At 69.4% G+C, this 24012-nt stretch carries 24 protein-coding genes; 11 read left to right on the top strand and 13 right to left on the bottom strand.

Annotation, left to right across the window (positions count from 1 at the left end; all coding sequences use genetic code 11):
- From ctaD to GXN78_RS19065, 4 genes are all read right to left on the bottom strand, one after another.
- Entirely contained in the window at positions 1–1641 is a 1641-nt protein-coding gene (gene ctaD, locus GXN78_RS19080) for a cytochrome c oxidase subunit I (protein ID WP_106557490.1), read from the bottom strand.
- A gap of 51 nt (positions 1642–1692) precedes the next feature.
- Positions 1693–2871, bottom strand: a complete 1179-nt coding sequence (gene coxB, locus GXN78_RS19075) for a cytochrome c oxidase subunit II (RefSeq protein ID WP_106557491.1) — start codon at positions 2869–2871, stop codon at positions 1693–1695.
- 65 nt (positions 2872–2936) lie between these two features.
- Complete coding sequence (locus GXN78_RS19070) at positions 2937–3413, bottom strand: DUF2244 domain-containing protein (RefSeq protein ID WP_106557492.1); 477 nt, start codon at positions 3411–3413, stop codon at positions 2937–2939.
- Between the two features lie 144 nt (positions 3414–3557).
- The gene (locus GXN78_RS19065; protein ID WP_106557493.1) at positions 3558–4475 is read right to left on the bottom strand and encodes a class I SAM-dependent methyltransferase; all 918 of its coding nucleotides are present in this window, start codon (positions 4473–4475) and stop codon (positions 3558–3560) included.
- A gap of 22 nt (positions 4476–4497) precedes the next feature.
- Between GXN78_RS19065 and GXN78_RS19060 the strand changes: the two genes are divergently transcribed.
- Positions 4498–5220, top strand: coding sequence for a ComF family protein (locus tag GXN78_RS19060; protein WP_106557494.1), 723 nt, complete (start codon positions 4498–4500; stop codon positions 5218–5220).
- Between the two features lie 14 nt (positions 5221–5234).
- Complete coding sequence (locus GXN78_RS19055) at positions 5235–5696, top strand: tRNA (cytidine(34)-2'-O)-methyltransferase (protein WP_106557495.1); 462 nt, start codon at positions 5235–5237, stop codon at positions 5694–5696.
- Between the two features lie 16 nt (positions 5697–5712).
- Here the strand turns inward: GXN78_RS19055 and GXN78_RS19050 are convergent, their stop codons facing one another.
- The 3 genes from GXN78_RS19050 to GXN78_RS19040 form a co-directional block, all read right to left on the bottom strand.
- Complete coding sequence (locus GXN78_RS19050; protein WP_106557496.1) at positions 5713–6606, bottom strand: LysR substrate-binding domain-containing protein; 894 nt, start codon at positions 6604–6606, stop codon at positions 5713–5715.
- Positions 6607–6641: 35 nt separating this feature from the next.
- The gene (locus GXN78_RS19045) at positions 6642–7100 is read right to left on the bottom strand and encodes a MaoC family dehydratase (protein ID WP_106557497.1); all 459 of its coding nucleotides are present in this window, start codon (positions 7098–7100) and stop codon (positions 6642–6644) included.
- A gap of 72 nt (positions 7101–7172) precedes the next feature.
- Positions 7173–7793: a ParA family protein gene (locus tag GXN78_RS19040; protein WP_106557498.1), complete on the bottom strand. Its 621-nt coding sequence runs from the start codon at positions 7791–7793 to the stop codon at positions 7173–7175.
- 84 nt (positions 7794–7877) lie between these two features.
- Here GXN78_RS19040 and GXN78_RS19035 point away from each other — a divergent pair, with 84 nt between their 5' ends.
- On the top strand, positions 7878–8519 hold the full coding sequence (locus GXN78_RS19035) for an NAD(P)H-dependent oxidoreductase (RefSeq protein WP_106557499.1): 642 nt from the start codon (positions 7878–7880) through the stop codon (positions 8517–8519).
- Positions 8519–10369 (top strand): glutathione-regulated potassium-efflux system protein KefC, encoded by a 1851-nt coding sequence (kefC, locus tag GXN78_RS19030; RefSeq protein WP_106557500.1) that lies wholly within the window; start codon positions 8519–8521, stop codon positions 10367–10369. Before GXN78_RS19035 ends, kefC begins: the two co-directional genes overlap by 1 nt.
- Before the next feature lie 25 nt (positions 10370–10394).
- On the opposite strand, the gene GXN78_RS19025 is transcribed toward kefC, so the two are convergent.
- On the bottom strand, positions 10395–11261 hold the full coding sequence (locus GXN78_RS19025; protein ID WP_106557501.1) for an amidohydrolase family protein: 867 nt from the start codon (positions 11259–11261) through the stop codon (positions 10395–10397).
- Between the two features lie 116 nt (positions 11262–11377).
- Here GXN78_RS19025 and GXN78_RS19020 point away from each other — a divergent pair, with 116 nt between their 5' ends.
- From GXN78_RS19020 to GXN78_RS18990, 7 genes are all read left to right on the top strand, one after another.
- Entirely contained in the window at positions 11378–12154 is a 777-nt protein-coding gene (locus GXN78_RS19020) for a crotonase/enoyl-CoA hydratase family protein (protein WP_106557502.1), read from the top strand.
- The gene (locus GXN78_RS19015; RefSeq protein ID WP_106557503.1) at positions 12151–14019 is read left to right on the top strand and encodes a feruloyl-CoA synthase; all 1869 of its coding nucleotides are present in this window, start codon (positions 12151–12153) and stop codon (positions 14017–14019) included. Before GXN78_RS19020 ends, GXN78_RS19015 begins: the two co-directional genes overlap by 4 nt.
- Entirely contained in the window at positions 14016–14780 is a 765-nt protein-coding gene (locus tag GXN78_RS19010; RefSeq protein WP_106557504.1) for an SDR family NAD(P)-dependent oxidoreductase, read from the top strand. Before GXN78_RS19015 ends, GXN78_RS19010 begins: the two co-directional genes overlap by 4 nt.
- A gap of 90 nt (positions 14781–14870) precedes the next feature.
- A complete protein-coding gene (locus GXN78_RS19005; protein ID WP_106557505.1) occupies positions 14871–15860 on the top strand; it encodes a tripartite tricarboxylate transporter substrate-binding protein in 990 nt (329 codons plus the stop codon).
- A gap of 38 nt (positions 15861–15898) precedes the next feature.
- Positions 15899–17578, top strand: coding sequence for a tannase/feruloyl esterase family alpha/beta hydrolase (locus GXN78_RS19000; RefSeq protein WP_106557546.1), 1680 nt, complete (start codon positions 15899–15901; stop codon positions 17576–17578).
- Positions 17575–19302: an acyl-CoA dehydrogenase family protein gene (locus tag GXN78_RS18995; protein ID WP_106557506.1), complete on the top strand. Its 1728-nt coding sequence runs from the start codon at positions 17575–17577 to the stop codon at positions 19300–19302. The genes GXN78_RS19000 and GXN78_RS18995 overlap by 4 nt, the downstream gene beginning before the upstream one ends.
- A gap of 48 nt (positions 19303–19350) precedes the next feature.
- Positions 19351–19836 carry a MarR family winged helix-turn-helix transcriptional regulator gene (locus GXN78_RS18990; protein ID WP_106557507.1) on the top strand — a complete coding sequence of 162 codons (486 nt, stop codon included), beginning with the start codon at positions 19351–19353 and terminating at the stop codon, positions 19834–19836.
- Positions 19837–19960: 124 nt separating this feature from the next.
- On the opposite strand, the gene GXN78_RS18985 is transcribed toward GXN78_RS18990, so the two are convergent.
- From GXN78_RS18985 to GXN78_RS18965, 5 genes are all read right to left on the bottom strand, one after another.
- Positions 19961–20179 (bottom strand): hypothetical protein, encoded by a 219-nt coding sequence (locus GXN78_RS18985; RefSeq protein ID WP_106557508.1) that lies wholly within the window; start codon positions 20177–20179, stop codon positions 19961–19963.
- A 97-nt stretch (positions 20180–20276) separates the two neighbouring features.
- The gene (locus GXN78_RS18980) at positions 20277–21035 is read right to left on the bottom strand and encodes a sulfite exporter TauE/SafE family protein (protein ID WP_106557509.1); all 759 of its coding nucleotides are present in this window, start codon (positions 21033–21035) and stop codon (positions 20277–20279) included.
- 130 nt (positions 21036–21165) lie between these two features.
- The gene (gene rtcA, locus GXN78_RS18975; RefSeq protein WP_106557547.1) at positions 21166–22203 is read right to left on the bottom strand and encodes an RNA 3'-terminal phosphate cyclase; all 1038 of its coding nucleotides are present in this window, start codon (positions 22201–22203) and stop codon (positions 21166–21168) included.
- A 40-nt stretch (positions 22204–22243) separates the two neighbouring features.
- Positions 22244–22642 carry a zinc-ribbon domain containing protein gene (locus GXN78_RS18970; RefSeq protein WP_106557510.1) on the bottom strand — a complete coding sequence of 133 codons (399 nt, stop codon included), beginning with the start codon at positions 22640–22642 and terminating at the stop codon, positions 22244–22246.
- 35 nt (positions 22643–22677) lie between these two features.
- Entirely contained in the window at positions 22678–23904 is a 1227-nt protein-coding gene (locus GXN78_RS18965; protein WP_106557511.1) for an RtcB family protein, read from the bottom strand.
- Between the last annotated feature and the right edge of the window lie 108 nt (positions 23905–24012).

The following is a 24012-nucleotide window of genomic DNA, read 5'->3' as shown; positions in this document are numbered from 1 at the left end:
TCAGCCGATCACTTTGGTGGCGGTGGCGTCCAGCTTGGGCGGGGTCTCGAAGGTGTGGAAGGGCGCCGGCGACGGCACTTCCCACTCCAGGCCCTCGGCCGCTTCCCAGGGCTTCTGCGAAGCCTTCTCGCCCTTGCCCATCATCGTGGGCAGCACGATGAAGAAGAAGAAGTAGACCTGTGCCAGACCGAAGGCGAAGGCGCCGACCGAGGCCAGGGCGTTGAAATCGGCGAACTGCATCGGGTAGTCGGCATAGCGGCGCGGCATGCCGGCCAGGCCCAGGAAGTGCATCGGGAAGAAGGTGATGTTGAAGGAGATCAGCGACCACCAGAAGTGGATCTTGCCGCGCGCCTCGTTGTACATCACGCCGGTCCACTTGGGCGCCCAGTAGTAGTAGCCCGCGAACATGGCGTAGAGCGAGCCGGCCACCAGCACGTAGTGGAAGTGTGCGACGACGTAGTAGGTGTCCTGCAGCTGCGTGTCGATCGGCGCGATCGCCAGGATCAGGCCGGTGAAGCCGCCCATGGTGAACACGAAGATGAAGCCCACCGCGAAGAGCATCGGGGTCTCGAAGGTCATCGAGCCCTGCCACATGGTGGCGATCCAGTTGAAGATTTTCACCGCCGTCGGCACTGCGATCAGCATGGTCGCGTACATGAAGAAGAGCTGGCCGGTCAACGGCATGCCGGTGGTGAACATGTGGTGTGCCCACACGATGAAGGACAGGATCGCGATCGAGGAGGTCGCATACACCATCGAGGCGTAGCCGAACAGGCGCTTGCGCGAGAAGGCCGGCACGATCTGGCTGATGATGCCGAAGGCCGGCAGGATCATGATGTAGACCTCGGGGTGGCCGAAGAACCAGAAGATGTGCTGGTACATCACCGGGTCGCCGCCGCCGGCGGGGCTGAAGAAGCTGGTGCCGAAGTGGCGGTCGGTCAGCGTCATCGTGATGGCGCCGGCAAGCACGGGCATCACGGCGATCAGCAGGTAGGCGGTGATGAGCCAGGTCCAGCAGAACATCGGCATCTTCATCAGCGTCATGCCGGGGGCGCGCATGTTGAGGATGGTGACGATGATGTTGATCGAGCCCATGATGGACGAGGCGCCCATGATGTGCATCGCGAAGATGCCGGCGTCCATCGAGGGGCCCATCTGCAGCGTCAGCGGCGCGTAGAGCGTCCAGCCGGCCGCGGGCGCGCCGCCCGGCATGAAGAAGGAGCCCACCAGCATCAGGGCCGCGGGGATCAGCAGCCAGAAGCTGAAGTTGTTCATCCGCGCGAAGGCCATGTCGGAGGCGCCGATCTGCATCGGAATCATCCAGTTCGCGAAGCCCACGAAGGCCGGCATGATCGCGCCGAACACCATGATCAGGCCGTGCATGGTGGTGAACTGGTTGAACAGTTCCGGGTTCACGACTTGCAGGCCGGGCTGGAACAGCTCGGCACGAATCAGCAGCGCGAGGATGCCGCCCACCATCAGCATGGTGAAGGAGAACAGCAAATACAGCGTGCCGATGTCCTTATGGTTGGTGGCGAACACCCAGCGGCGCCAGCCGGTCGGCGCGCCGTGGTGGTGATCGTCGTGGGCATGGTCGCCGTGGCCGGGGGCGTGGCCGTGGGGATCGATGACTGCGCTCATTGTGTTATTCCTTGCAAACTCTTCGTCGTGGCGTCGTGGGGCAGCGTCGGCTTACTTGCCGCGCTGCGCCAGCACCTCGGCCGGCTGCACCAGCTGGCCCGTCTTGTTCGACCAGCTGTTCTTGGTGAAGCTCACCACGGCCGCGATGTCGGTGTCGCTCAGCTGCTTCCAGGCGGGCATGGCGCCGTTGTTCGCGCCGTTGAGCACGATGTGGATCTGCTTGTTGTGGTCGGCGTCCACCACGATCGCCGAGCCGTCCAGCGGCTTGATCGGGCCCGCGCCCTTGCCGTTGGCCTGGTGGCAGGCCGCGCAGTTGGCCGCATAGACCTTCTCGCCGCGTGCCAGGATATCGGGCAGGGTCCAGACCTTGGTCGGGTCGTCCTGCTTGGCCGCCGCCTCCTTGCGCTTGGCATCGACCCAGGCGGTGTAGTCGCCCTTGGAAACCACCTTGACGTGGATCGGCATGTAGGCGTGCTCCTTGCCGCAGAGCTCCTGGCACTGGCCGTAGTAGTCGCCCACCTTCTCGGCGCGGAACCATGTGTCGCGCACGAAGCCGGGAATGGCGTCCTGCTTGACGCCCAGCTGCGGCACGGCGAAGGCGTGGATCACGTCGTTGGCGGTGGTGATGATGCGGACCTTGGTGTCGACCGGCACCACCATCGGGTTGTCGACCTTCAGAAGGTAGTCGTCCGGCACATCGCCCTTGGCGCCGGCGTCCGACAAGGCGCGGTGCGAGCTGTCCAGCGTGGAGATGAAGGCCAGGCCCTCGCCCTCGCCCTTGATGTAGTCGTAGCCCCACTTCCACTGGTAGCCGGTGGTCTTGATCGTGAGGTCGGCGTTGGTGGTGTCCTTCTGGGCCACCAGCACCTTGGTGGCCGGCAGTGCCATCAGGATCACGATGATGAAGGGCACGATGGTCCAGAGGACTTCGACCACCACCGATTCATGGAAGTTGGCCGCCTTGTGGCCCACCGACTTGCGGTGCTTCCAGATCGAATAGAACATCACCGCAAAGACGGCGATGAAGATCACCGTGCACAGGACCAGCATCACGGTGTGCAGGAAGTGCTGCTCTTCCGCGATCTTGGTGACGCCCACGGGCAGGTTCAGCTGGCGCACCGACGGGCCGCCGGCCAGATCGTTGACTGCATGCGCCGCGCCGCCCCACATCGCGCCGGCCGCCAGCAGCAGATTCGCCGGCCATTTCTTGTTGCACCAATTGCTCTTCATCGTGTTCACTTCTTCAATTTTCAAGTAACCCACCGGTCCCCACGGTGCCGCAGCGCGCCGCGCCTTCAGGCGCCGCGCAATGCCATGCGAATCTCGCGCGCCAGCGCCGCGCGCAGCTCCGGACGCACATAGCGCCCCACCCTGACCGAACGACCCTGTCCCGAGACCTCGATCAGCGACCGGTCGCTGAGCTGCGGCTCGACCCGCACCTGGTGCGGCAAGAATTCAGTGCGCTCGTAGTGCCCGCCGTTTTCGAGCTCGACCACCAGCCGGCCACCCTGCAGCGCGATACGCTCGCCGTCGGCGGCGTGGCGCGCATACAGCAGGAAGGCGAAGCCGACGGCGCCCAGCTCGAGCCAGGCGAAGGGCAACACCAGCAGCGCGCCATGCAGCCAGAAGACGGTTCCGATGCCCAGCGAGATCACGCACAAGGATGCGTAGAGCCAGCCGAGCTGGCTCGGCGTGACCGAGCAGTTGCGCTTCAGGAACCAGTGGATGTTCTGGCCTGAAACGGTGGCAAAACGAAACACGGAATTCGACACGGGCGAGCGAGTTCAGCAAATCGGTGCGTCGATCGCCGTCAAACCCATGTCCGACAGGCCTCGATCACGGGACAATACCCGGAGTTCACGCAACGGCGGATTGTAGCGGGTGATCCGAACGGCTCTGCGGCCCTCGCCTCGGGCTCAGCCACCCGGTCGCCCGCCGCGCTGGAGCATCGAACGCATTTCGCGCAGCGAGACTGCGCTTTCGGCCGCCAGGGCCACGCGCGGCGCCGGCTTGAAGGCATGGCCGTAGATGATCTCGAAGGTCAGCGCGATCCGCCCCGCCCCTTCCGCGGACAGCGCCACGTCGGGCAGCGCGCGGCGCAGGTTGCGGTGCCAGGTCCGGCCGCGCAGCGCGGGAAAGCGCGCCCGATGGAGGTTGCGCCCCAACGTGCGCAGCTCGGCCAACGCGGCCTCGGCACTGGGCCAGGTGAGCACGATGCGCTCCATGTCCATCACCGGCTCCGCGAAGCCGGCATGCACCAGCATGTCGCCCCAGTCGTGCATGTCGGTGAACTCGTGGCTGGCCGGCGGCCAGCCCTGGCGCTCGTGCAGCACGCGCAGCTCGCGCACCGTGTCGGGGCCGAAGCAGGAGAACATCAGGAAGCCGTCGGTCGCCACCAGCCGGTGCCAGCGCGCGATCAGGGCCTGCGGGTCGGCCGCCATGTGCAGCGCCATGTTGGCCCACAGCAGGTCCACGCCCTCCTCGGGCGGCGCATCGAAGCTCGGGCGCGCGCCTTGCCAGCGCCGAGCGCTCCACCAGGGCGCGGCGAGCGCCTCGCGGGTGGGCGCGAGCAGCGCCGGTTCCGGCTCGATCACGAAGGCCGCGGCGTCGCGGTAACGGCGCGCGAGCAGCGCATGCGCCTCCATGCCGCCGCGCAGGGGAGACCAGTCGGCCCAATGGCTCGGCTGGGTCTTGATCCACTGCAGCCGGTCTTCCATGCGCCGGCCGATCTCCTCGTGCAGCCAGGGTGCGCTGCCCTCGGGCACGAGGCGGCTCCACCGCGCGGCGGCCGCCGCATCGATGGTCGGCGGTCGCTGGGGGGGATCGGTGGCCATGGGGCGCTCAGTATATTGAGGCATGTCCAACCCCTGGCGCGGGCGCCCTTCTCTGCTCTCTTCCCTGCTCGAACGCGTGCCGAGCCAGTGCGCCGTGTGCCGGGCCTGGCCCTCGCGGCCGGTGTGCGACGCCTGCGTGACGCGCTTCGCGCCGCCCGCAGCACGCTGCCTCGGCTGTGCCCTGCCGGTGCCGCAGGGGGTGCCCCGCTGCGGCGAGTGCCTCGCCCATCCGCCGCCGCTGGACGCCTGCCTGGCGGCCTGTGCCTATGCCTGGCCCTGGCCGGATTGCATCGCGCAGTTCAAGTTCCAGGGCCGCGCGGGCTGGGCCGCACCGCTGGCGACCCTGCTGCGCAGCGCCCCCTGGGTCGAGCCGGCCCTGGAGCAGGCCGACCTGGTGCTGCCGATGCCGCTGGCCCCGGGCCGGCTGCGCGAGCGCGGCTTCAACCAGGCGCACGAGCTGGCGCGCCGGCTCGCTCCACAGAAGACCGATGCCCGGCTGCTGCTGCGCACCCGGGAGACCCCGGCGCAAAGCGGCCTTGCGCGCACCGAGCGGCTGCGCAACCTGCAGGGCGCCTTCGCGCTGGAGCCGCTGCGCGCCGAGGCGGTGCGCGGGCGGCGCATCGTGCTGGTGGACGACGTGATGACCAGCGGCGCCTCGCTGTTCTCGGCGGCGCAGGTGGTGCGCACCGGCGGGGCCGCGCACATCACCGCGCTCGTGCTGGCGCGGACCGATCCGCCCGCATGAAGACAATCGGGCCCATGTTCCACATCGTCCTGGTCGAACCCGAAATCCCGCCCAACACCGGCAACGTGATCCGGCTGGCTGCCAACACCGGCTGCACCCTGCACCTGGTGGAGCCGCTGGGCTTCTCGATGGACGACCGGCTGCTGCGGCGCGCCGGCCTCGACTATCACGAGTACGCCGAGGTCCGGCGCCACGCAGGCTGGGAAACACTGCTGGCCGCCGAGGAGCCGTCGCCCGAACGCCTGTTCGCGCTCACCACACGAGGCACGCGCACCGTCCACGAGGTCGATTTCCGTCCCGGCGACTGGCTGGTCTTCGGTTCGGAAACGCGCGGCCTGGCGCCGGAACTGCGCGAACGCTTCCCGCCGCCGCAGCGCCTGCGCCTGCCGATGCGCGAAGGCCAGCGCAGCCTGAACCTGTCGAACGCAGTGGCGGTGACGGTGTTCGAGGCGTGGCGGCAGAACGGCTTCGCCTGAGGCGTTCTGCCGCCGCTCAGGATGCGGCGCCCGGCAAGGGACTGTCCAGAAAATCCAGGAAGGCCCGCGTGCGCGCCGGCATCAGTTTGCGGCTGGGGAGCGCCGCGCAGATCGTGAAGCGCCCGGCGACCCACTCGGGCAGCAGCCGCACCAGCTCGCCGCGGGCCAACTGGGCTGCCACCAGCGCGCTCGCGAGCGCGGCAATCCCGGCGCCCTCCAGCGCTGCCTGGCAGAGCAGCTCGAAGCTGGCCGACTGCAGCGCCACCGGCATCTCGACCTCGACCGCCGATGCCGCCCCCTGGCGCGGCTGGAGACGCAGGCGGCGCACGCCGGGAAAGCGCAGGCAGGCATGGTCCGCCAGCGCCTCGGGCCGGCCCGGCATGCCGGCACGGCGCAGGTAGGCGGGCGAAGCACACAGGATGGTCTCGGTACGGGCCAGCGGCCGCACCGCCAGGTTCAGGTCGCAGCCGTCTTCCAGCAGCAGCAGGCCCAGGTCGAAGGCGGCCACCAGCTGCTGCGGCAGCGGATCGGTCGCGATGTCCAGCGCCAGCCGGGGATGCAGCGCGCGCCACGGCGCGATGCGCGGTGCGAGCACATGGGCCGCGAGCGCCGGCGCCGACACGATGCGCAGCGTGCCCTGCAGCTCGCGCGTGCCGGCGGCCGCCACGGCCTCGGCCTCGTCGATGCCCTGCAGGATGGCGCGCAGGCTCCCCAGGTAGGCACGCCCCGCCTCGGTGAGGCGGATGCTGCGCGTGCTGCGCTGCATCAGCCGCGCGCCCAGGTGCGCCTCCAGGTCGCCCACCAGCCGGGTGACGGCCGCCGGCGACAGCGCCAGCGCCCGCGCGGCCGCCGCGAAGCCGCCCTCGTCGATCACGCGCTGGAAGACGCGCATGGAAAGCAATCGGTCCATGCCGCCCCTACGCGCCGGGCGGCCCGGTGGATTCGTCAGCGGTAGCGGCGCACCACCGATTCGGCCACGCAGGCCGGCTTGGGCGCGCCCTCGAGCTCGATGGTGGTTTCCCAGACCATCTGGACGCCCTCGCCCTCGATCGGTTCGCAGCTCAGCAGCTTCATGCGGCCGCGCAGCCGGCCGCCCACCGGCACCGGCGTCATGAAGCGCACGCGGTTGAGCCCATAGTTCACGCCCATGCGTGACTCGACCACCTCGAAGGCCGTCTCGTAGAAGCGCGGCAGCAGCGACAGGGTCAGGAAGCCATGCGCGATCGGCCCGCCGAAGGGCCCGGCCTTGGCGCGCTCCACGTCCACGTGGATCCACTGGTGGTCGCCGGTGGCCTCGGCGAACTGGTTGACCTGCTCCTGCGTGACGGTGGTCCAGTCGCTCACCGCGACTTCCTGGCCGACGCAGGCGGCGAGATCCTGAAGGGTCTGGAATGTCTTCTTCATGCTTTCACTGTATCGGGCCGCAAGCGCCGCGGCTGTAGCTGCCGCGACAAGGCGGCTGCGGGTAAACCTCAGTCAGGCTTCGAGCCACTGCTGGATCGGCTGCCACTGCTCGAGGTCGCGCTGCACCCGGCCCGGCGCGATGTCGAAGAGCGTCAGCCCCCGCGCGGCCAGCTGCACGTAGTTCTGCGTGTCGCGCAGCTCGCCCAGCACCGGCACGCCCAGCCCGGCGACGAACTCGCGCAGGCGCTCGGCCGCCAGTGTGCGGCCGTCGACGCGCATGCCGACGACGCCGACCTGTGTCTTGCCGAGATGGCGGTTGGCCAGCAGCTTGTCGAGGAAGTCGCGCGTGGCGTAGATGTCGAAGATGCTGGGCTGCAGCGGCACCAGCACCTTGTCGGCCAGCGGCACCACCTCCTTGAGGCGCGAGCCGTGCAGGCCGGCCGGCGTGTCGATCACCGCATGGGTGGTGCCGCGCGGGGGCCGCACCACGTTGCCGTCTTCCGAGGCCTCCCAGGTCCTGATCTCGCGCGCGGCCGGCGTGCGCAGCCCGAGCCACAGGCGCGAGGACTGCTGCCGGTCGATGTCGCCCAGCATCACCGCATGGCCACGGCTCGCGAAATAGCCCGCAATGTTGGTCGCGAGCGTGGATTTGCCGACCCCACCCTTGGGATTGGCGACCAGGACCACCGGCATGACAGGCTCCTTCCAGGCTGAAGAGACAAGGCGCCATGGTAGCCACGCCCGCCGGCCGTCCGAGTTGCGCTATGTTCGCGGACCATGACAACGACAACCACCGGCCCCGGCAGTTCCGCAGGGGGGATCTACCTGCTCGCCGCCCATCCCCATTGGCGCGATTCGCGCATCAACTGGCAGCTGCTGCAGGCCGCACGCGGCCTGCCCGGCGTCGAGGTCAACGACCTCTATGCCAGCTACCCGGACTTCGCGATCGACGTGCAGGCCGAGCAGGCCCGCCTGGCACGCGCCGAGCTGCTGGTGCTGCTGCACCCGATCCAGTGGTATTCGATGCCCGCGCTGCAGAAGCTCTGGCTCGACGAGGTGCTGAGCTACGGCTGGGCCTACGGCGGCGGCACGGCGCTGCAGGGCAAGGACTGCTGGCTGGTCGCCACCACCGGCGGGCCCGAGCGCAGCTACCACCCGCAAAGCTACAACCGCTACTTCTTCGACGCCTTCCTGCCGCCCTACGAGCAGACCGCCGCCCTGTGCGGCATGCGCTTTCTGCCGCCGCTGCTCTTGCACGGCGCGCGCAGCGCCAGCCCCGAGATGCTGGCGGCGCACGTCGAGGTCTTCAGCCAGCGCCTCTCGAGCTACCCCGACTGGCCCGAGATGGAGGACATCGCCGAGTGTGTCGCCTGCGAGGTGCCGGCCACCGACCGGCCGCACGAAGCCGAGGAGGCCTGATGGAACACGCACCGGCCTGGCTCGTCAATTCCCTCATCTACCTGGGCGCCGCCGTGCTGGTGGTGCCGCTGTCGAAGGCGCTCGGCCTGGGCTCGATCATCGGCTACCTCGCGGCCGGCATCGTCATCGGCCCCTGGGGCCTGGGCCTGGTGACCAACGTCGTGGACATCCTGCACTTCGCCGAGTTCGGCGTGGTGCTGATGCTGTTCCTGGTCGGCCTCGAGCTGGAGCCCAAGCGCCTGTGGAGCCTGCGCCGGCCGATCTTCGGTTGGGGCTCGGCCCAGGTCCTGGGCTGCGCGGTCGTGCTCTTCCTGGCCGGCTGGGCCGGCGGCGCGAGCTGGCGCGTGGCCCTGGTCGCGGCGCTGGGCCTGGCGCTGTCCTCCACCGCCATCGCGCTGCAGGTGCTGGGCGAGCGCAACCTGCTGCCGACGCCGAGCGGGCAGGCCGGCTTCTCGATCCTGCTGTTCCAGGACGTGGCAGCGATCCCGATCCTCGCGCTGCTGCCCCTGCTGGCCGTCGGTTCCGATACGGGGCCCGCCCTCACCGGCGCCGACCGGGCGCTCGAGGGTCTGAAGATCGTCGCGGTGGTCGGCGGCATCGTGCTGGGCGGCCGCCTGGTGCTGCGTCCCCTGCTGCGCTGGATCGCACGCAGCGACACGCCCGAGATCTTCACCGCCGCCTCCCTGCTGCTGGTGGTGGCGATCGCCGCGCTGATGCAGTTCGTCGGCCTGTCGATGGCGCTGGGCGCCTTCCTCGCCGGCGTGCTGCTGGCCGAGAGCGAGTACCGGCGCGAACTGGAGACCGACATCGAGCCCTTCAAGGGCCTGCTGCTGGGCCTGTTCTTCATCGCGGTCGGGATGAGCATCGACTTCGGCGTGCTGCTGGCCAGCCCGGGGCTGATGGCGCTGGTCGTGCTCGGCTTCATGCTGTTGAAGGCGGTGGTGATCTTCACGCTGGCGAAGCTGATGGGCCTGCCCTACCAGCAGCGGCCGGTGTTCACGCTGCTGCTGGCGCAGGGCGGCGAGTTCGCCTTCGTCGTCTTCCAGGCGGCCGGGCCGCAGGTGCTGCCGGCCGGCGTGGCCTCTTTCCTGATCGGCGCGGTGGCGCTGTCGATGCTCTTGTCGCCGCTGCTGCTGGTGGCGCTCGACAAGTGGGTGCTGCCGCGTTACAGCGCCGGCCAGCCGGTCACGATGGAGGAAATCTCCGAGCAGCAGGACGCCAAGGTGCTGATCTGCGGCTTCGGCCGCTACGGCCAGATCCTCGGGCGCATGCTCAGCGCCCAAGGCCTGAAACTGACCGTGCTGGACCACGACCCCGACACCATCGAGAACCTGCGCGAGTTCGGCTTCCGGGTCTTCTACGGCGACGCCACGCGGCTGGACCTGCTGCGCACCGCCGGCGCCGGCACTGCCAAGGTGCTGGTGGTGGCGGTCGACGACGTGGAGCAGTCGCTCGCCATCGTGGACATGGCGCGCGAGCATTTCCCGAACGCGCGCATCATCGCCCGCGCACGCAACGTGGGGCATCTCTACCAGCTGCTGGACCGCAAGGTGGAATTCATCGAGCGCGAGCTCTTCGAGTCCTCGCTGCGCAGCGCCCGCTCGGTGCTGGAGGGCCTGGGCTGGCCGGCTTACGAGGCGCGCGAGGCCGCGATGCGCTTCCGCCGCCGCAACATCGAGCTCATGCACGAGCTCTATCCGCACTACAAGGACCGCGCCAAGCTGATCGCGGTCTCGAAGGAAGGCCGTCAGCAGTTCCAGGACCAGATCGCACGCGAGCGCGACGAGCGCAAGCGGCGCTCGGGGCAGGACTGGAATCTGGCGGCGGAAGAGGAGGAGCCCGTTCCGTGAAGGGCCGTCCGCCGCCGGTATCGGCTCAGGCGTCCAGCTTCAGCAGCCGGACCGCATTGCCCTTCAAGATGCCCGGCATCACCTCGGGCTTGAAGCCGGCCTCCTCGAAGTCCTTCATCCAGCGGTCCGGCGTGATCAGCGGGTAGTCGCTGCCGAACAGGATGCGGTCCTTCAGCAGCGTGTTGGCGTACTGCACCAGCTGCTTCGGGAAGTACTTCGGGCTCCAGCCCGACAGGTCGATCCAGACATTGGGCTTGTGCGTGGCCACGCTCAGCGCCTCGTCTTGCCAGGGGAAGCTGGGGTGCGCCATCACGATCTGCATGTCGGGGAAGTCGATCGCCACGTCGTCCAGGTGCATCGGGTTGCTGTATTCCAGCCTGAGGCCGCCGCCGCAGCGCATGCCCGAGCCGATGCCGCTGTGGCCGGTGTGGAAGACGGCCGGCAGACCATGCTCGGCGATCACCTCGTAGATCGGCCAGGCCATCTTGTCGTAGGGGTGGTAGCCCTGCACCGTCGGATGGAACTTGAAGCCCTTGACGCCGTGCTCCTCGATCAGCCGCCTCGCCTCGCGCGCCCCCATCTTCCCCTTGTGAGGATCGATGCTGGCGAAGGCGATCATGATGTCGCTGTTCTTCTGCGCCGCCTCGGCGATCTCCTCGTTCGGGATGCGGCGCCGGCCCAGGTTCGACTCCGCGTCGACCATGAACATCACCAGCCCGATCTTGCGTTCGCGGTAGTAGTCGATGCTTTCCTGGATCGTCGGGCGCCGGCTCGACCTGAAATACTTGTCGGCCGCGCGGTCGTACTCCTCGCCGTAGTTGTCGAAGGGATTCCAGCAGCTCACTTCGGCGTGCGTGTGGGTGTCGATCGCGATCAGGTTGCGGTGGTCCATGGGGCTTGTCTCCAGGCTGCTAGCGACTAAGGGTAAGTCCGGGTGCCGAGCCCGTAGTCTCGGCTTGAATTAGTTATTTTCCATAACCATAATCGATCCTAACCGGGAGCGCAACCATGACCACCACCACAGACCTTCAACTCGAAATCCGCGACGAGATCGCCATCATCCGCCTGACGCGCGCCGCCAAGCGCAATGCACTGTCGGATTCCCTCATCCTCGCCCTGCGCGACACCTTCCAGAACCTGCCTTCCACCGTGCGCGCGGCGGTCATCGACGGCGAGGGCCCGCATTTCTGCGCCGGCCTCGATCTCTCCGAGCTGAAGGAGCGCGATGCCGGCCAGGGCCTGCAGCACTCGCGCCTCTGGCACGCGGCGCTCGATGTCATCCAAAGCGGCCCGGTGCCGGTGATCGCGGCACTGCACGGCGCGGTGGTGGGCGGCGGGCTGGAGCTGGCGAGCGCCTGCCACATCCGCGTGGCCGACAGCACCACCTTCTACGCACTGCCCGAGGGCTCGCGCGGCATCTTCGTCGGCGGCGGCGGCTCGGTGCGGATCCCCAAGCTGATCGGCACCGCGCGCATGATGGACATGATGATGACCGGCCGCGTCTACGACGCCGAGGCCGGCGAGCGCGCCGGCTTCGCGCAGTACCTGGTGGCCGAGGGCCGCTCTTTCGAAAAGGCGCTCGAGCTCGCGCAGAAGGTGGCCGGCAATGCGCCCCTGACCAATTACGCGCTGATGCATGCGCTGCCGCGCATCAGCGAGCAGCCGGCCGATCATGGCTTCTTCACCGAAGCGCTGATCTCCGGCATCGTCCAGGCCGCACCCGAGGCCAAGGAACGCGTGCGCGCCTTCCTCGAAGGCCGCGCCAACAAGGTGACAAAGGAATGAACACCCCGGTCCGCTATCGCCCCCTCGCCTTCGGCGTGACGCGGGCCGTCCTGCGCGAAGGCGCGCCCGGCACGCGTTACCTGCGGGCCGAAGCCCAGCTCGCGCCCTATGCCGAGCGCATGACCGACCGCCTGTGCCACTGGGCCGAGGCCGCGCCCGATCGCACCTTCATCGCCCGCCGCGAGCGCCTGCCCGGCGGCGGCACGGGCGACTGGATTCGCGTGAGCTACGCCGAGGCGCACCGGCAGGCCCGCAGCATCGGCCAGGCCCTGCTCGAGCGCGGCCTGGGCCCCGAGCGCCCGGTCGCGATCCTCAGCGAGAACGGCATCGAGCATGCGCTCATGGCCCTGGGCTGCCTCTACGCCGGCGTGCCCTACTGCCCGGTCTCGCCGCCCTATTCGCTGGTGAGCCAGGACTTCGACAAGCTGCGCCATGTGCTGGATACGCTGACCCCCGGCCTGGTGTTCGCCGCCGACGCCCAGCGCTTCGAGCGCGCCATCAGTGCCACCGTGCCCGCCGACATCGAGCTGGTGCTCGGCGAGGGCGAGATCGAGGGCCGCCCCGCCACGAGCCTCGCGCAGCTGGCCGCCACCCCGGCGACCCCCGCCATCGACGCCGCGATGCAGGCCACCGGCCCCGACACCATCACCAAGTTCCTCTTCACCTCGGGCTCGACCAAGCTGCCCAAGGCGGTGATCAACACGCACCGCATGTGGTGCGCCAACCAGCAGCAGTTGCGCCAGTCGATCCCGGCCCTGGGCGAGGAGCCGCCGGTGCTGGTCGACTGGCTGCCCTGGAACCACACCTTCGGCGGCAACCACAACGTGGGCATCGTGCTGGACAACGGCGGCACGCTCTACATCGACGACGGCAAGCCCACCTCTGCCGGCATGGCCGAGACGCTGCGCAACCTGCGCGAGATCGCGCCCACCATCTACTTCAACGTGCCGACCGGCTTCGAGGCCATCGCGCACGCCATGGAAAGCGACGCAGTGCTGCGCCGCAACCTGTTGTCGCGCGTGAAGATGTTCTTCTACTCGGGCGCCGCCCTCGCGCAGCCGGTGTGGGACAGCCTGCACCGCACGCAGGAGGCCGAAGTCGGCGAGCGCATCGTGATGGGCACCGGCCTGGGGATGACCGAATCGGGCCCCTTCGCGCTCTACGTCACCGGCCCCGAAGTCAAGTCGGGCGACCTGGGCCTGCCGGCGGCCGGCATCGAGATCAAGCTGATCGACACCGACGGCAAGACCGAGGTGCGTTACCGCGGCCCCAACATCACGCCGGGCTACTGGCGCGCACCCGAGGCCACGGCCGAAGCCTTCGACGAGGAAGGCTTCTTCTGCACCGGCGACGCGGTGAACTGGATTGACGAAAACAACATCCACCGCGGGCTGCGCTTCGACGGCCGCATCGCGGAAGACTTCAAGCTCGCCACCGGCACCTTCGTGAGCGTGGGCCCGCTGCGCGCGAAGATCATCGCGGCTGGCGCGCCCTACGTGCAGGACGCGGTGCTGACCGGGATCAACCTCAAGGAGGTCGGCGCGCTGATCTTCCCGACGCAGAAGGTCCGGGAACTGGCCGGCCTCGCTGCCGATGCCGGCATGCGCGAGGTCGTCGAGAGCGCACCGGTGCAAGCCCACTTCCAGCGCGTGCTGGACGAGCTTGCCAAGTCCGCCACCGGGAGCGCCAACCGCATCGCGCGCCTGCACCTGGAGCACGAGCCGCCCTCGATCGATCGGGGCGAAGTCACCGACAAGGGCTCCATCAACCAGCGCTCCGTGCTCAAGCACCGCGCCGATACCGTGGAGGCTTTCCACGCCGGCAGCCTGCCGTTCACGCTCAAACCCCAAGGAGACAAGCCATGAAGATCGAAGGACAAGCCGCGCTGGTCACCGGCGGCGCATCGGGCCTGGGCGAGGCGACCGCGCGCGAGCTCGCGCGCCTGGGTGCCAAGGTGGCGGTGCTGGACGTGAACGCCGCGCTGGCCGAGAAGGTCGCAGCCGATATCGGCGGCATCGCGTGCGCTTGCGACATCACCAACACCGACAGCGTGAACGCCGCGCTGGACAAAGCCGCCGCCGCGCACGGCCCAGCCCGCATCCTGATGAACGTCGCTGGCATCGGCAGCGCCAAGCGCATCGTCGGCAAGGATGGCAACCCGGCGCCGCTGGAAGACTTCGTGCGCGTGGTCAACGTCAACCTGATCGGTGCCTACAACATCAGCCGCCTCTACGCGGCGCAGTGCGCGAAGCTCGACCCGCTGGAAGGCGGCGAGCGCGGCGCGATGATGTTCACCGCCTCGGTCGCGGCCTTCGACGGCCAGGTCGGCCAGCAGGCCTACAGCGCCTCCAAGGGCGGGCTGGTGGGCATGACGCTGCCGATGGCGCGCGACCTCGCGCAACACGGCATTCGCGTCTGCACCATCGCGCCGGGCCTGTTCGCCACGCCCCTGCTGAAGGAGCTGCCCGAACCCGTGCAGCAGTCGCTGGCCGCCTCGATCCCCTTCCCGCCGCGCCTGGGCAAGCCCTCGGAGTTCGCCGAGCTGGCCTGCCACTTCGTGACCAACGGCCACTTGAACGGCGAGGTGATCCGCCTCGACGGCGCCTTGCGCATGGCGCCGCGCTGAAGACGGGACATCCAAACATCCGGACACAGGGGACGCGAAGGTTTTGCGTCCTCGGCACCCGCATTCCGAATTCATCAAGGAGACATCGCCATGCAACACCGTCGCCACTTCCTGCATACCCTGGGCAGCGCCGCCGTCCTCGGCGGCCTGTCGCCCCTCTCGGCCCTGGCGCAGGGGCTGGACCAGGTCAAGATCATGTACGGCTTTCCGGCGGGCAGCGCCGGCGACAGCGTGGCCCGCCGCGTGGCCGAGAAGCTGGGCGGCACGGCCTACAGCAAGAACCCCGGCTTCGTCGAGAACAAGCCCGGCGCGGGCGGCCGCATCGCGGTCGAGACGCTGAAGAACTCGCCGGCCGATGGCTCGGTGCTCACGCTGGCCCCGGTGTCGGCGCTGGCGGTCTATCCCTACATCTATCCCAAGCTCGCCTACAAGCCCGAGGACGTCGCCCCGGTGTCCATCGGCGCGATCATGTTCCACGGCCTGGCGGTGGGGCCGGCGGTGCCGGCCGAGGTGAAGACGCTCAAGGACTTCCTCGCCTGGGCCAAGGCCAACCCGGCGCAGGCCAGCTACGGCTCGCCCGGTGCGGGCTCGATGCCGCACCTGCTGGGCGCGCTGCTCGGCCTGCGTGCGGGCGTGGAGCTCAAGCACGTGCCCTACCGCGGCACCGTGCCCAGCATCACCGACCTGGTGGGCGGCCAGATCGCCGCGGCCATGAACCCCAGCGGCGACTACCTGCAGTACATGAAGACCGGCCGCGTGCGCGTGCTGGCCACCTCCGGGCGCAAGCGCTCGCCCTATCTGCCCGATGTGCCCACCTTCACCGAACTCGGCTACCCGGACGTGACCTCGGAAGAGTGGTTCGGCTTCTACGCCCCCGCCAAGACGCCGACCGCCACCATCGCGTCCGCCAACGCCGCGATCACCGCCGCGCTGAAGGACAAGTCGGTGATCGACGCCCTGGCCCTGGTCGGCCTGGTGGCGAACGGCAGCACGCCGCAGGAAATGGCGGCTGACCAGAAGGCGGAGTACGAGCGCTGGGGACCGCTGGTCAAGCAAATCGGCTTCACCGCAGAGTCATGATCACCGGCGGCGCTCTCGTAGGCACGCTGCGCCTGGGCATGCTGGGCTTGGCCGCGGCGCTGGTGGCCTGCACCTCCTCCGGCCCCGGCGCGCGTATACCGCAGTTGTCGGCGGCACAGCCGGGCCCCTTGCTGTCCTGCACCGAGCTCGCCGCCAAGGCCGCCCGGCCGGACACGGTCTACACCAGCGCGGTGGAAGTCGCCGCCGGCCCCGTCACCATCGGAACCTCCAGCGTGCCCGCGCCGGCGCATTGCCTGGTGCAGGGCCGCATGAACGAGCGCGTGAGCGCGGTGGACGGCCAGCGCTATGCCATCGGCTTCGAGATGCGCCTGCCGCGCGCCTGGAACGGCCGCTTCTTCTACCAGGCCAATGGCGGGCTGGACGGCGCGGTGGTGCCGGCCATGGGCGGCATCGGCGGCGGCGGACCCGCGAGCACCGCCTTGCAGATGGGCTTCGCCGTCATCAGCTCCGACGCCGGCCACGCGGGCTCGATGGGCCCGCGCTTCGGCCTCGATCCGCAGGCGCGGCAGGACTACGGCTACAACGCCGTCGCCCAGCTCACGCCCACGGCCAAGAACCTGATCGCGCAGGCCTACGGCCGCGGCCCGGACCGCTCCTACATCGGCGGCTGCTCCAACGGCGGCCGGCATGCGATGGTGGCGGCCGCCCGCTCGGCGCCGCAGTACGACGGCGTCCTCGCCGGCAATCCCGGCTTCCAGTTGCCGAAGGCGGCGGTGGCGCAGCTCTACGGCGCACAGCAGTACGCCAAGGTGGCGAGCGCTTCGACGAGCGCCGGCCAGCCCGATCTGCAGAGCGCCTTCACGCCCGCGGAGCTGCAGCTGGTGGCCCGCCGCGTGCTCGCGCGCTGCGATGCGCTCGACGGGCTGGCCGATGGCATCGTCTCCGACGTGAAGGCCTGCCAGGCCCGCTTTCGCATCGACACCGACGTGCCCACCTGCACCGGCGCGCGCGACGGCAGCTGCCTCGCCCCGGCGCAGAAGAGCGCGCTGGCCAACGTCTTCGCCGGTGCGCGCAACAGCGGCGGCAAGCCGATCTACAGCAGCTTTCCCTTCGACGCCGGCATCTCGGGCGCCAACTGGCGCGAATGGAAATTCGCGAGCCCGCCGACACGCGACGCGGGTGCGGTGGCCTTCATCTTCAGCACGCCGCCGCTGGCCGAGCGGCCGGCCGGCCTGTCCTTCGCGCTGGGCTTCGACATGGACCGCGATGCGCCCCTGATCGAGGCCGCCAGCGGCGTCTACCGCGAGTCGGCGATGGCCTTCATGGCTCCCCCGGAGGCGACGAAGCTGGACCCGCTGCGCCAGCGCGGCGCGAAGATGATCGTCTACCACGGCACCAGCGACCCGGTGTTCTCCTCCGACGACACGGCCGCCTGGTACGAGCGCCTGCAGGCCACCCACGGCGGCGATGCCCCTTCGTTCGCGCGCTACTTCCCGGTGCCGGGCATGAACCATTGCGCGGGCGGCCCCGCCACCGACCAGTTCGACATGCTGAGCGCCCTGGTGGACTGGGTCGAGCAGGGCCGGGCGCCACAGTCCGTCACCGCCAGCGCGCGCGGCCCGGGCGCCGCCGTGGTCAATGCCGAGGTACCGGCCGACTGGTCGCCGCGCCGCACCCGCCCGCTGTGCCCCTACCCGCGTGTCGCGACCTACACCGGCGGCGATCCCGAGGCCGCTTCCAGCTTCGCCTGCCGATGAACTACCAGCCCCGTCCCGACGATCAGCGCTTCCTGCTCGACACCGTGCTCGGCGCCACGCCGCGCCTGCGCGCGCTCGGCCCCTTCGCCGAATTCGACGATGCCTTGCAGGCCCAGGTGCTGGACGAGGCCGGCAAGTTCGTGGCCGAGGTGATCGCCCCGCTGAACCGCACGGGCGACGAGACGGGCTGCCGCTTCGCCAACGGCGAGGTGCACACGCCGCCCGGCTTCCGCGAGGCCTACGCGGGCCTGGTCGAAGGCGGCTGGCTCGCGCTCTCCGCGGCGCCGGAAGACGGGGGGCAGGGCCTGCCGGCCGTCCTCGAGGCCATCCTCTTCGAATGGCTCAGCGCCGCCAACCACGGCCTCACGATGGCGCCCGGCCTGCTGCATGGCGCTTATGAATGCATCAAGCACCACGGCAGCGAGGCGCTCAAGGCTGGCTACCTGCCGAAGATCGCGAGCGGCGAGTGGCTGGCCACCATGTGCCTGACTGAAGCCCATGCCGGCAGCGACCTGGGCCAGGTTCGCACGCGTGCCCTGCCGCAGCCGGATGGCAGCTTCCGGGTCAGCGGCGGCAAGATCTTCATCTCCGGCGGCGAACACGACCTGACGCCCAACATCGTGCACCTGGTGCTGTGCCGGCTGCCCGACGCGCCGGCCGGGCCCAAGGGCCTGTCGCTGCTCCTCGTGCCCAAGCTGCTGCCGGACGGCGCTCACAACGCGGTGCACTGCGAGCGCATCGAGGAAAAGATGGGTTTGCACGGCAGCCCCACCTGCGCGATGCGCTTCGACGGTGCCATCGGCTGGCTGGTCGGCGAGGCGAACCGCGGCTTGGCCGCGATGTTCGTGATGATGAATGCGGCGCGCCTGCATGTGGCGCTGCAGGGCATCGGCCTGCTGGACGCGGCCTGGCAGAAGGCCGACGCCTACGCCCGCGAACGCCGCCAGATGCGCGCACCCGGCCCGGTGCCGGCCAGCCGCGGCGCCGAGGCCGCCGACCTGATCTCCGAGCACCCGGCGGTGCGGCGCATCCTCGAGACCCAGCGCGCCTGGATCGACGGCGCCCGCCTGCTGGCCTACCGCACCGCGCTGCAGCTGGACATCGCGCGCCACGATGCCGACCCCGCGCGCCGCGAGCGCGCCGAGCGGGCGTGCGCGCTCGTCACGCCGGTGCTGAAGGCCGCCTGCACGCAGCAGGCCTTCGATGGCGCCAGCGCCTGCCTGCAGGTCTTCGGCGGCCACGGCTACGTGCGCGAATGGGGCATCGAGCAGGTGCTGCGCGACGCCCGTGTGACCATGATCTACGAGGGCACCAACGAAATCCAGGCCATCGACCTGGTCGTGCGCAAGCTGCTGCCCGACGGCGGCGCCGGCATGGCGAGCCTGCTGATCGAGCTGCGCGACGAGCTCGATGCCTCCCGCGAGTTCGACGCCGAGGTGCAGCGCCGCTTCGCGCAGCTGCGTTACCTCGGCACCACGATCGCCCTGGCGGCGCAGCGCGATCCCGCGCTCGCACACGAGGTGGCCGACGACTACCTGAGGGTGGTGGCGATCGCCCTGCTGGCCTGGGCCTGGGCGCGCATCGGCAACGCCGCGCCGGAGACCTCGCGCTGGACGGCGCCTGCGGCGGCCTTTCGCCGCTTCGTGCTGCCGGAGTTCGAGATGCGGCTGGGCATGGTCAAGCGCGCCTGCGAGGCTGTCATGTCGCCCGGCGCCGCAGCGTAGGGGGCACGCCCCTACGCCGGCCGCGCAAACGCAGTTACCCTCGGAGCCATGCCAGCCCCGCGCAAGAAAGCCGCCGTCCCCTCCGTCTCCGTCCCGCCGTCGCGTCCCGACCGGCTCGACACCCGCGTCCTCGAAGCCCTGGTGGGCTACAACGCCCGGCGCGCCTGGCTGGCGGTGAGCACGGTGTTCGCGGAGCGCATGGCGGTCTACGGGCTCAAGCAGGTGGACTTTTCCGTGCTCTCGCTGCTAGCGCACAACCCCGGCGCAACCTCGCGCCAGCTCTGCGCCACCCTGGACATCCTGCCGCCCAACCTGGTCAGCCTGATCTCCGCGATGGACAGCCGCGGCCTGATCGAACGGCGCCCCCATCCCTACGACGGCCGCGCCATCGGCCTGTACCTGACGCCGGCCGGCGAATCGCTGGTACACGAGGCCGAGCGAACCGTGGTCGAGCTGGAAGCAGAGGCCAGCGCCAAGCTCACGGCGCGCGAGCGCGAGACGCTGATCCGGCTGCTGCAGAAGATCTACCACTGACCGGAATGCGCGCCCGGCGGCAAGCCGGGGCGAGCAGATTGGAAGGCAGGTCGTCAGGAAAAGACTCGCCAGGGCGAGCGCGATCGCAGAGTCCATCGCCGTCAGGTGAATTCGTGCGACGGCCTCACCAGAATTTCCACCAGGGCGCGGAAGCGGAGGAACGCGCCGGAGGCAGCGGCTGCAGGCCGGTGTCGCGAATGCGGCGGCGCTGCTCGGCCTCGAGGGCCTGCGCCATGCGATGCGCCAGCTGGTCGCCCTGCATGGCGCGGATGCGCCACTCGGCAGCCAAGCTTTGCAGCTCGGAATCCTCGAGCTTGGCGGGCGTCGTCATCGATTCGGACATGCGTGAAATTTTGCACACGCGACGAGGACGCGGCAATCGTAGATCTTTGCATTACACGGCGAATTAGGCCTATGTCAAAAGCTGTGGCGCCCACTTGTCATGGCATGAATCCGTCCCAGCTGAGCTTGAGTCCGGTCAGGAGCATGCCGAGGTACACGAAGCGGTAGAACCAGACTGCATCGATGCGGCGCGCGATGCGGATACCGACCCAAACGCCCAGCGGCGCGATCGGCAGCAGCACCAGCGAGGTCGCCATGTTGCGCCAGTCGAGCAGGCCGAGCCAGGCGTAGGGAAGCCACTTGCTCAGGTTCACCACGAAGAAGAAATAGGCGAGCGTCGCGGTGTAGGCCACCGGCGTGAGGCGCAGCGGGATCACATAGGCATTGACCGGCGGGCCGCCCGCATGCGCGATGAAGCTGGTGAAGCCGCCGATGGTCGTCAAAACGGCACCGGTGGTTTTAGAAGGCGGCGGCGCGTCCGCCCGAGGCGGGAAAAGCAGCCGCTGCGCCAGGAACAGCAGCGTGAAGACGCCGACGATGCCCGCCACCGTGTGCGCGGGCAGCGCCCGGAACAGCACTGTGCCGACCACCGTGCCCACCAAGCCGAAGGGAATCAGGAAATACAGCAGCGATCGATCGAAGTCGCGGCGGAAGGCGGCGAGGCCCAGCAGGTCCATCAGGAGCAACACCGGCATCAGGATCGCCGCCGCTTGCGGCACGGTGACCGCCAGCGCCAGCATGGGCACCGCCAGCGAGCCGAAGCCGGCGCCGAAGCCGCTCTTGCTGACGCCGAGCATGAGCACGGCAGGAACCGCGACCGCATAGAAATGCCAGTCGCTGATGATGGGAAGAGCCATGGGATGCGGAAAGGACGAGCCCGCCGCCAGGAGCGGGCCACCGAGCGTAGCAGGAAGCGGCGTCGCGATGCCCGCTCCGGAGCCCCTCGGCGGCGGGGTCTGCGCGAACGCGGAGCCGCCGGCGCAGCGTTCAGACCGGCGCCACCTGCACCGTCGTCGCGCGGGCGCCTTGCCCGATCGCGAAGCGCACCGGCAGGAAGCGCTCGATCACCGCGCAGTTGGTGCGCGTGTGTTCCGTCAGCTCGCTGCAGCTGAACGCGGCGGCCTGCCCGTTCTGCCACGTCGCCAGGGCCAGCAGCAGCGCCAGCTGGTCCGCCAGGTGCGGCCCGGTCGCCGCCTCGCTCTTCTGGAAGGCGCGCACTTCTTTCACGAGCCGGTGCGCCACCTGCTCGGCGGACAGCGCCTTCTCGCCGAAGCTCGTGAAGACCTCCGTGACATGCTCGTAGGCCAGCGTCGCCATCAGCGCATTGCCCGGCCCCTCGTTCTGCCGCGTGCCGCCGCTGCGCAGTTGCTCGCCGGACCAGCCCATCGCGCTGCCGAGCGCGTCGAGTTCGCGCGCCGCGACATGCCGCGGCAGGCCGGGCGCGAGGCACTCGGCATGCGCGTGCTGCAGCGCGCCGCGTGCGCCCAGGTCGAAGGGCTTCAGCCCGCCGGCCGCGGGCACGAGCATCGCGTCCACCGCGCCGCCGCCGGCCGGGTAGAAGCCGCAGCGATGCAGCGTCAGCTGCAGATCGGCTCCCATGCGGCGCACCAGCGGCGCATAGGCGCGCTCCAGGAAGTGGAAGGGCGGCGCCATGGGGTTGTGCGTGCCGCCGGCTAGCGCGATGCGGCTCGGTCCATCGGCCAGCAGCAGCGCGGGCAGCACGGTCTGCAGCACCAGCATGCAGCTGCCCGCGCTGGCCACGGCGAAGCGGTAGTCGCCTGCGCGCACCGGGCCGGGCACGAAGCGCAAGGACTGCGAGCCCAGCTCCGCGCCTTCGACCCGTGCGCCGCTGACCTCTGCCGCCGCGTTCACGCAGGCCAGGTGCTGGCGCATCAGGCCCGGCTTGGGCCGGCGTGCACGGATGTTGTCGATGGCCAGGACCTGGCCGGTCGCCATGGCCAGCGCGAGACCGGTGCGCAGAATCTGGCCGCCGCCTTCGCCTTGCGAGCCGTCGAGTTCGATCATCTTTTCTTCTGTCTTCATCTTCTTGTCGTTCGAATGCAGATCAGGTCGCCTGCCTGCCCAGCGCCTTGGCGGCAGCATAGGCCGCGGCACGTTCCCGCTGTTCGCGAAGCGCACGACGGCAGGCACGGCAGCGCACCGCCGTGCTGTCGATATGGCCGTGGGCCACCTCGTACCACCACTTCTGCTGCTTGGCCGTCCAGACCTCCTCGATGCCGCAGTCGCGGCAGGTGAAGGCCAGGTCGACATAGAAGGCGGGCAAGAGCCCGTAGGTGTTGTTGTGGCGTGCGAGCACCTCCTGGTCGCCCAGCTCCATGCCGGCAGGCCGCGCACCGGCGGCGAGATGCCGCACATCCTGCCCGCGCAGCTGCGCCGCCAGCTTCCCGGCACGGTCGAGGCGCCTCTCCTTGATCTCGGCGCGCCGCTGCTTGTTGCTTTTCATGATCGTCCTGCCGGGCGCAGGCCCCTGCCCTCGTCCTATCCTTTCACACACACCACCTGCTTGAGCGTGTACACCACCTCCACCAGGTCCTTCTGCGCCTCCATCACCGCGTCGATGTCCTTGTAGGCCATCGGGATCTCATCGATCACGTCGGCGTCCTTGCGGCATTCCACGCCCTGGGTCGCGGCGATCTGGTCGGCCACGGTGTAGAGCTTCTTCGCCTTGGTGCGGCTCATCTTGCGGCCGGCGCCGTGGCTGCAGCTCATGAAGCTCTCCGGGTTGCCCTTGCCGCGCACGATGTAGCTCTTGGCGCCCATGCTGCCGGGAATGATCCCCAGCTCGCCGGCCTTCGCGCTCACCGCGCCCTTGCGGGTCACGAGCACCTCCTGGCCGAAGTGCGTCTCGCGCTGCACGTAGTTGTGGTGGCAGTTCACCGCTTCCACGTGCGCCTCGAAGGCCTTGCCGATCACCTTGCGCGCGGCCGCGACCACGCGCTGCATCATCACCTCGCGGTTGGCGCGCGCGAACTTCTGGGCCCAGCCCACGGCGCGCACGTAGTCGCCGAAGTACCTGGCCCCTTCCTCGAAGTACGCGAGATCCTGGTCGGGCAGGTTGCGCTGGTGCTGTTCGGCGTCCTTCTTCGCGAGCTCGATGAAGTGGGTGCCGATGGCATTGCCCACGCCGCGCGAACCCGAATGCAGCATGAACCACACCGAACCCGCTTCGTCCAGGCAGACCTCGATGAAATGGTTGCCCGTGCCCAGCGTACCCAGGTGCTTGTGGTTGTTGGTGTTCTTCAGGCGCGGGTAGTCCCCGCAGATGGCCTCGAACTCGTCGACCAGATGGGCCCAGGCGGCATCGGTCTCGTCGGGTGGGGTCTCCCACGAACCCTTGTCGCGGCCCATGCGCTTGGGGTTGCTGCCGTGCGGCACGGCCTTCTCGATCGCGGAGCGCAGCGGGCCCAGGTTGTCGGGCAGGTCGTTGGCGTGCAGCGTTGTCTTGCACGCCATCATTCCGCAGCCGATGTCCACGCCCACCGCGGCCGGGATGATGGCCTTGAAGGTCGGGATCACCGAGCCCACGGTCGCGCCGATGCCGTAGTGCACGTCGGGCATGGCCGCGATGTGCTTGAACACGATGGGCAGGCGCGCGGCGTTCTCGAGCTGTCGCTGTGCCTCGTCCTCGACCGGCACGCCGCGGGTCCACATCTTCACCGGCACGCCGTTCTCGACGGGATGCACTTCGTAGTTCTTTTCTTGCATGACTTTTCCTGCGTTCGGGAGGGTGCCGATTGCACCCTCCCCGACTCGCGCCACAACGGCGCTTGCCGTCCTGTTTGCGAAGAGTGTGCCAAGTCGGCACGACGGACC

Source organism: Variovorax sp. WS11 (assembly GCF_010499245.1).
In the GTDB taxonomy this organism is placed as follows: Bacteria; Pseudomonadota; Gammaproteobacteria; order Burkholderiales; family Burkholderiaceae_C; genus Variovorax.
The sequence above is the reverse complement of the archived record's forward strand: the minus strand, read 5'-3'. Positions and strand labels throughout refer to the sequence as shown.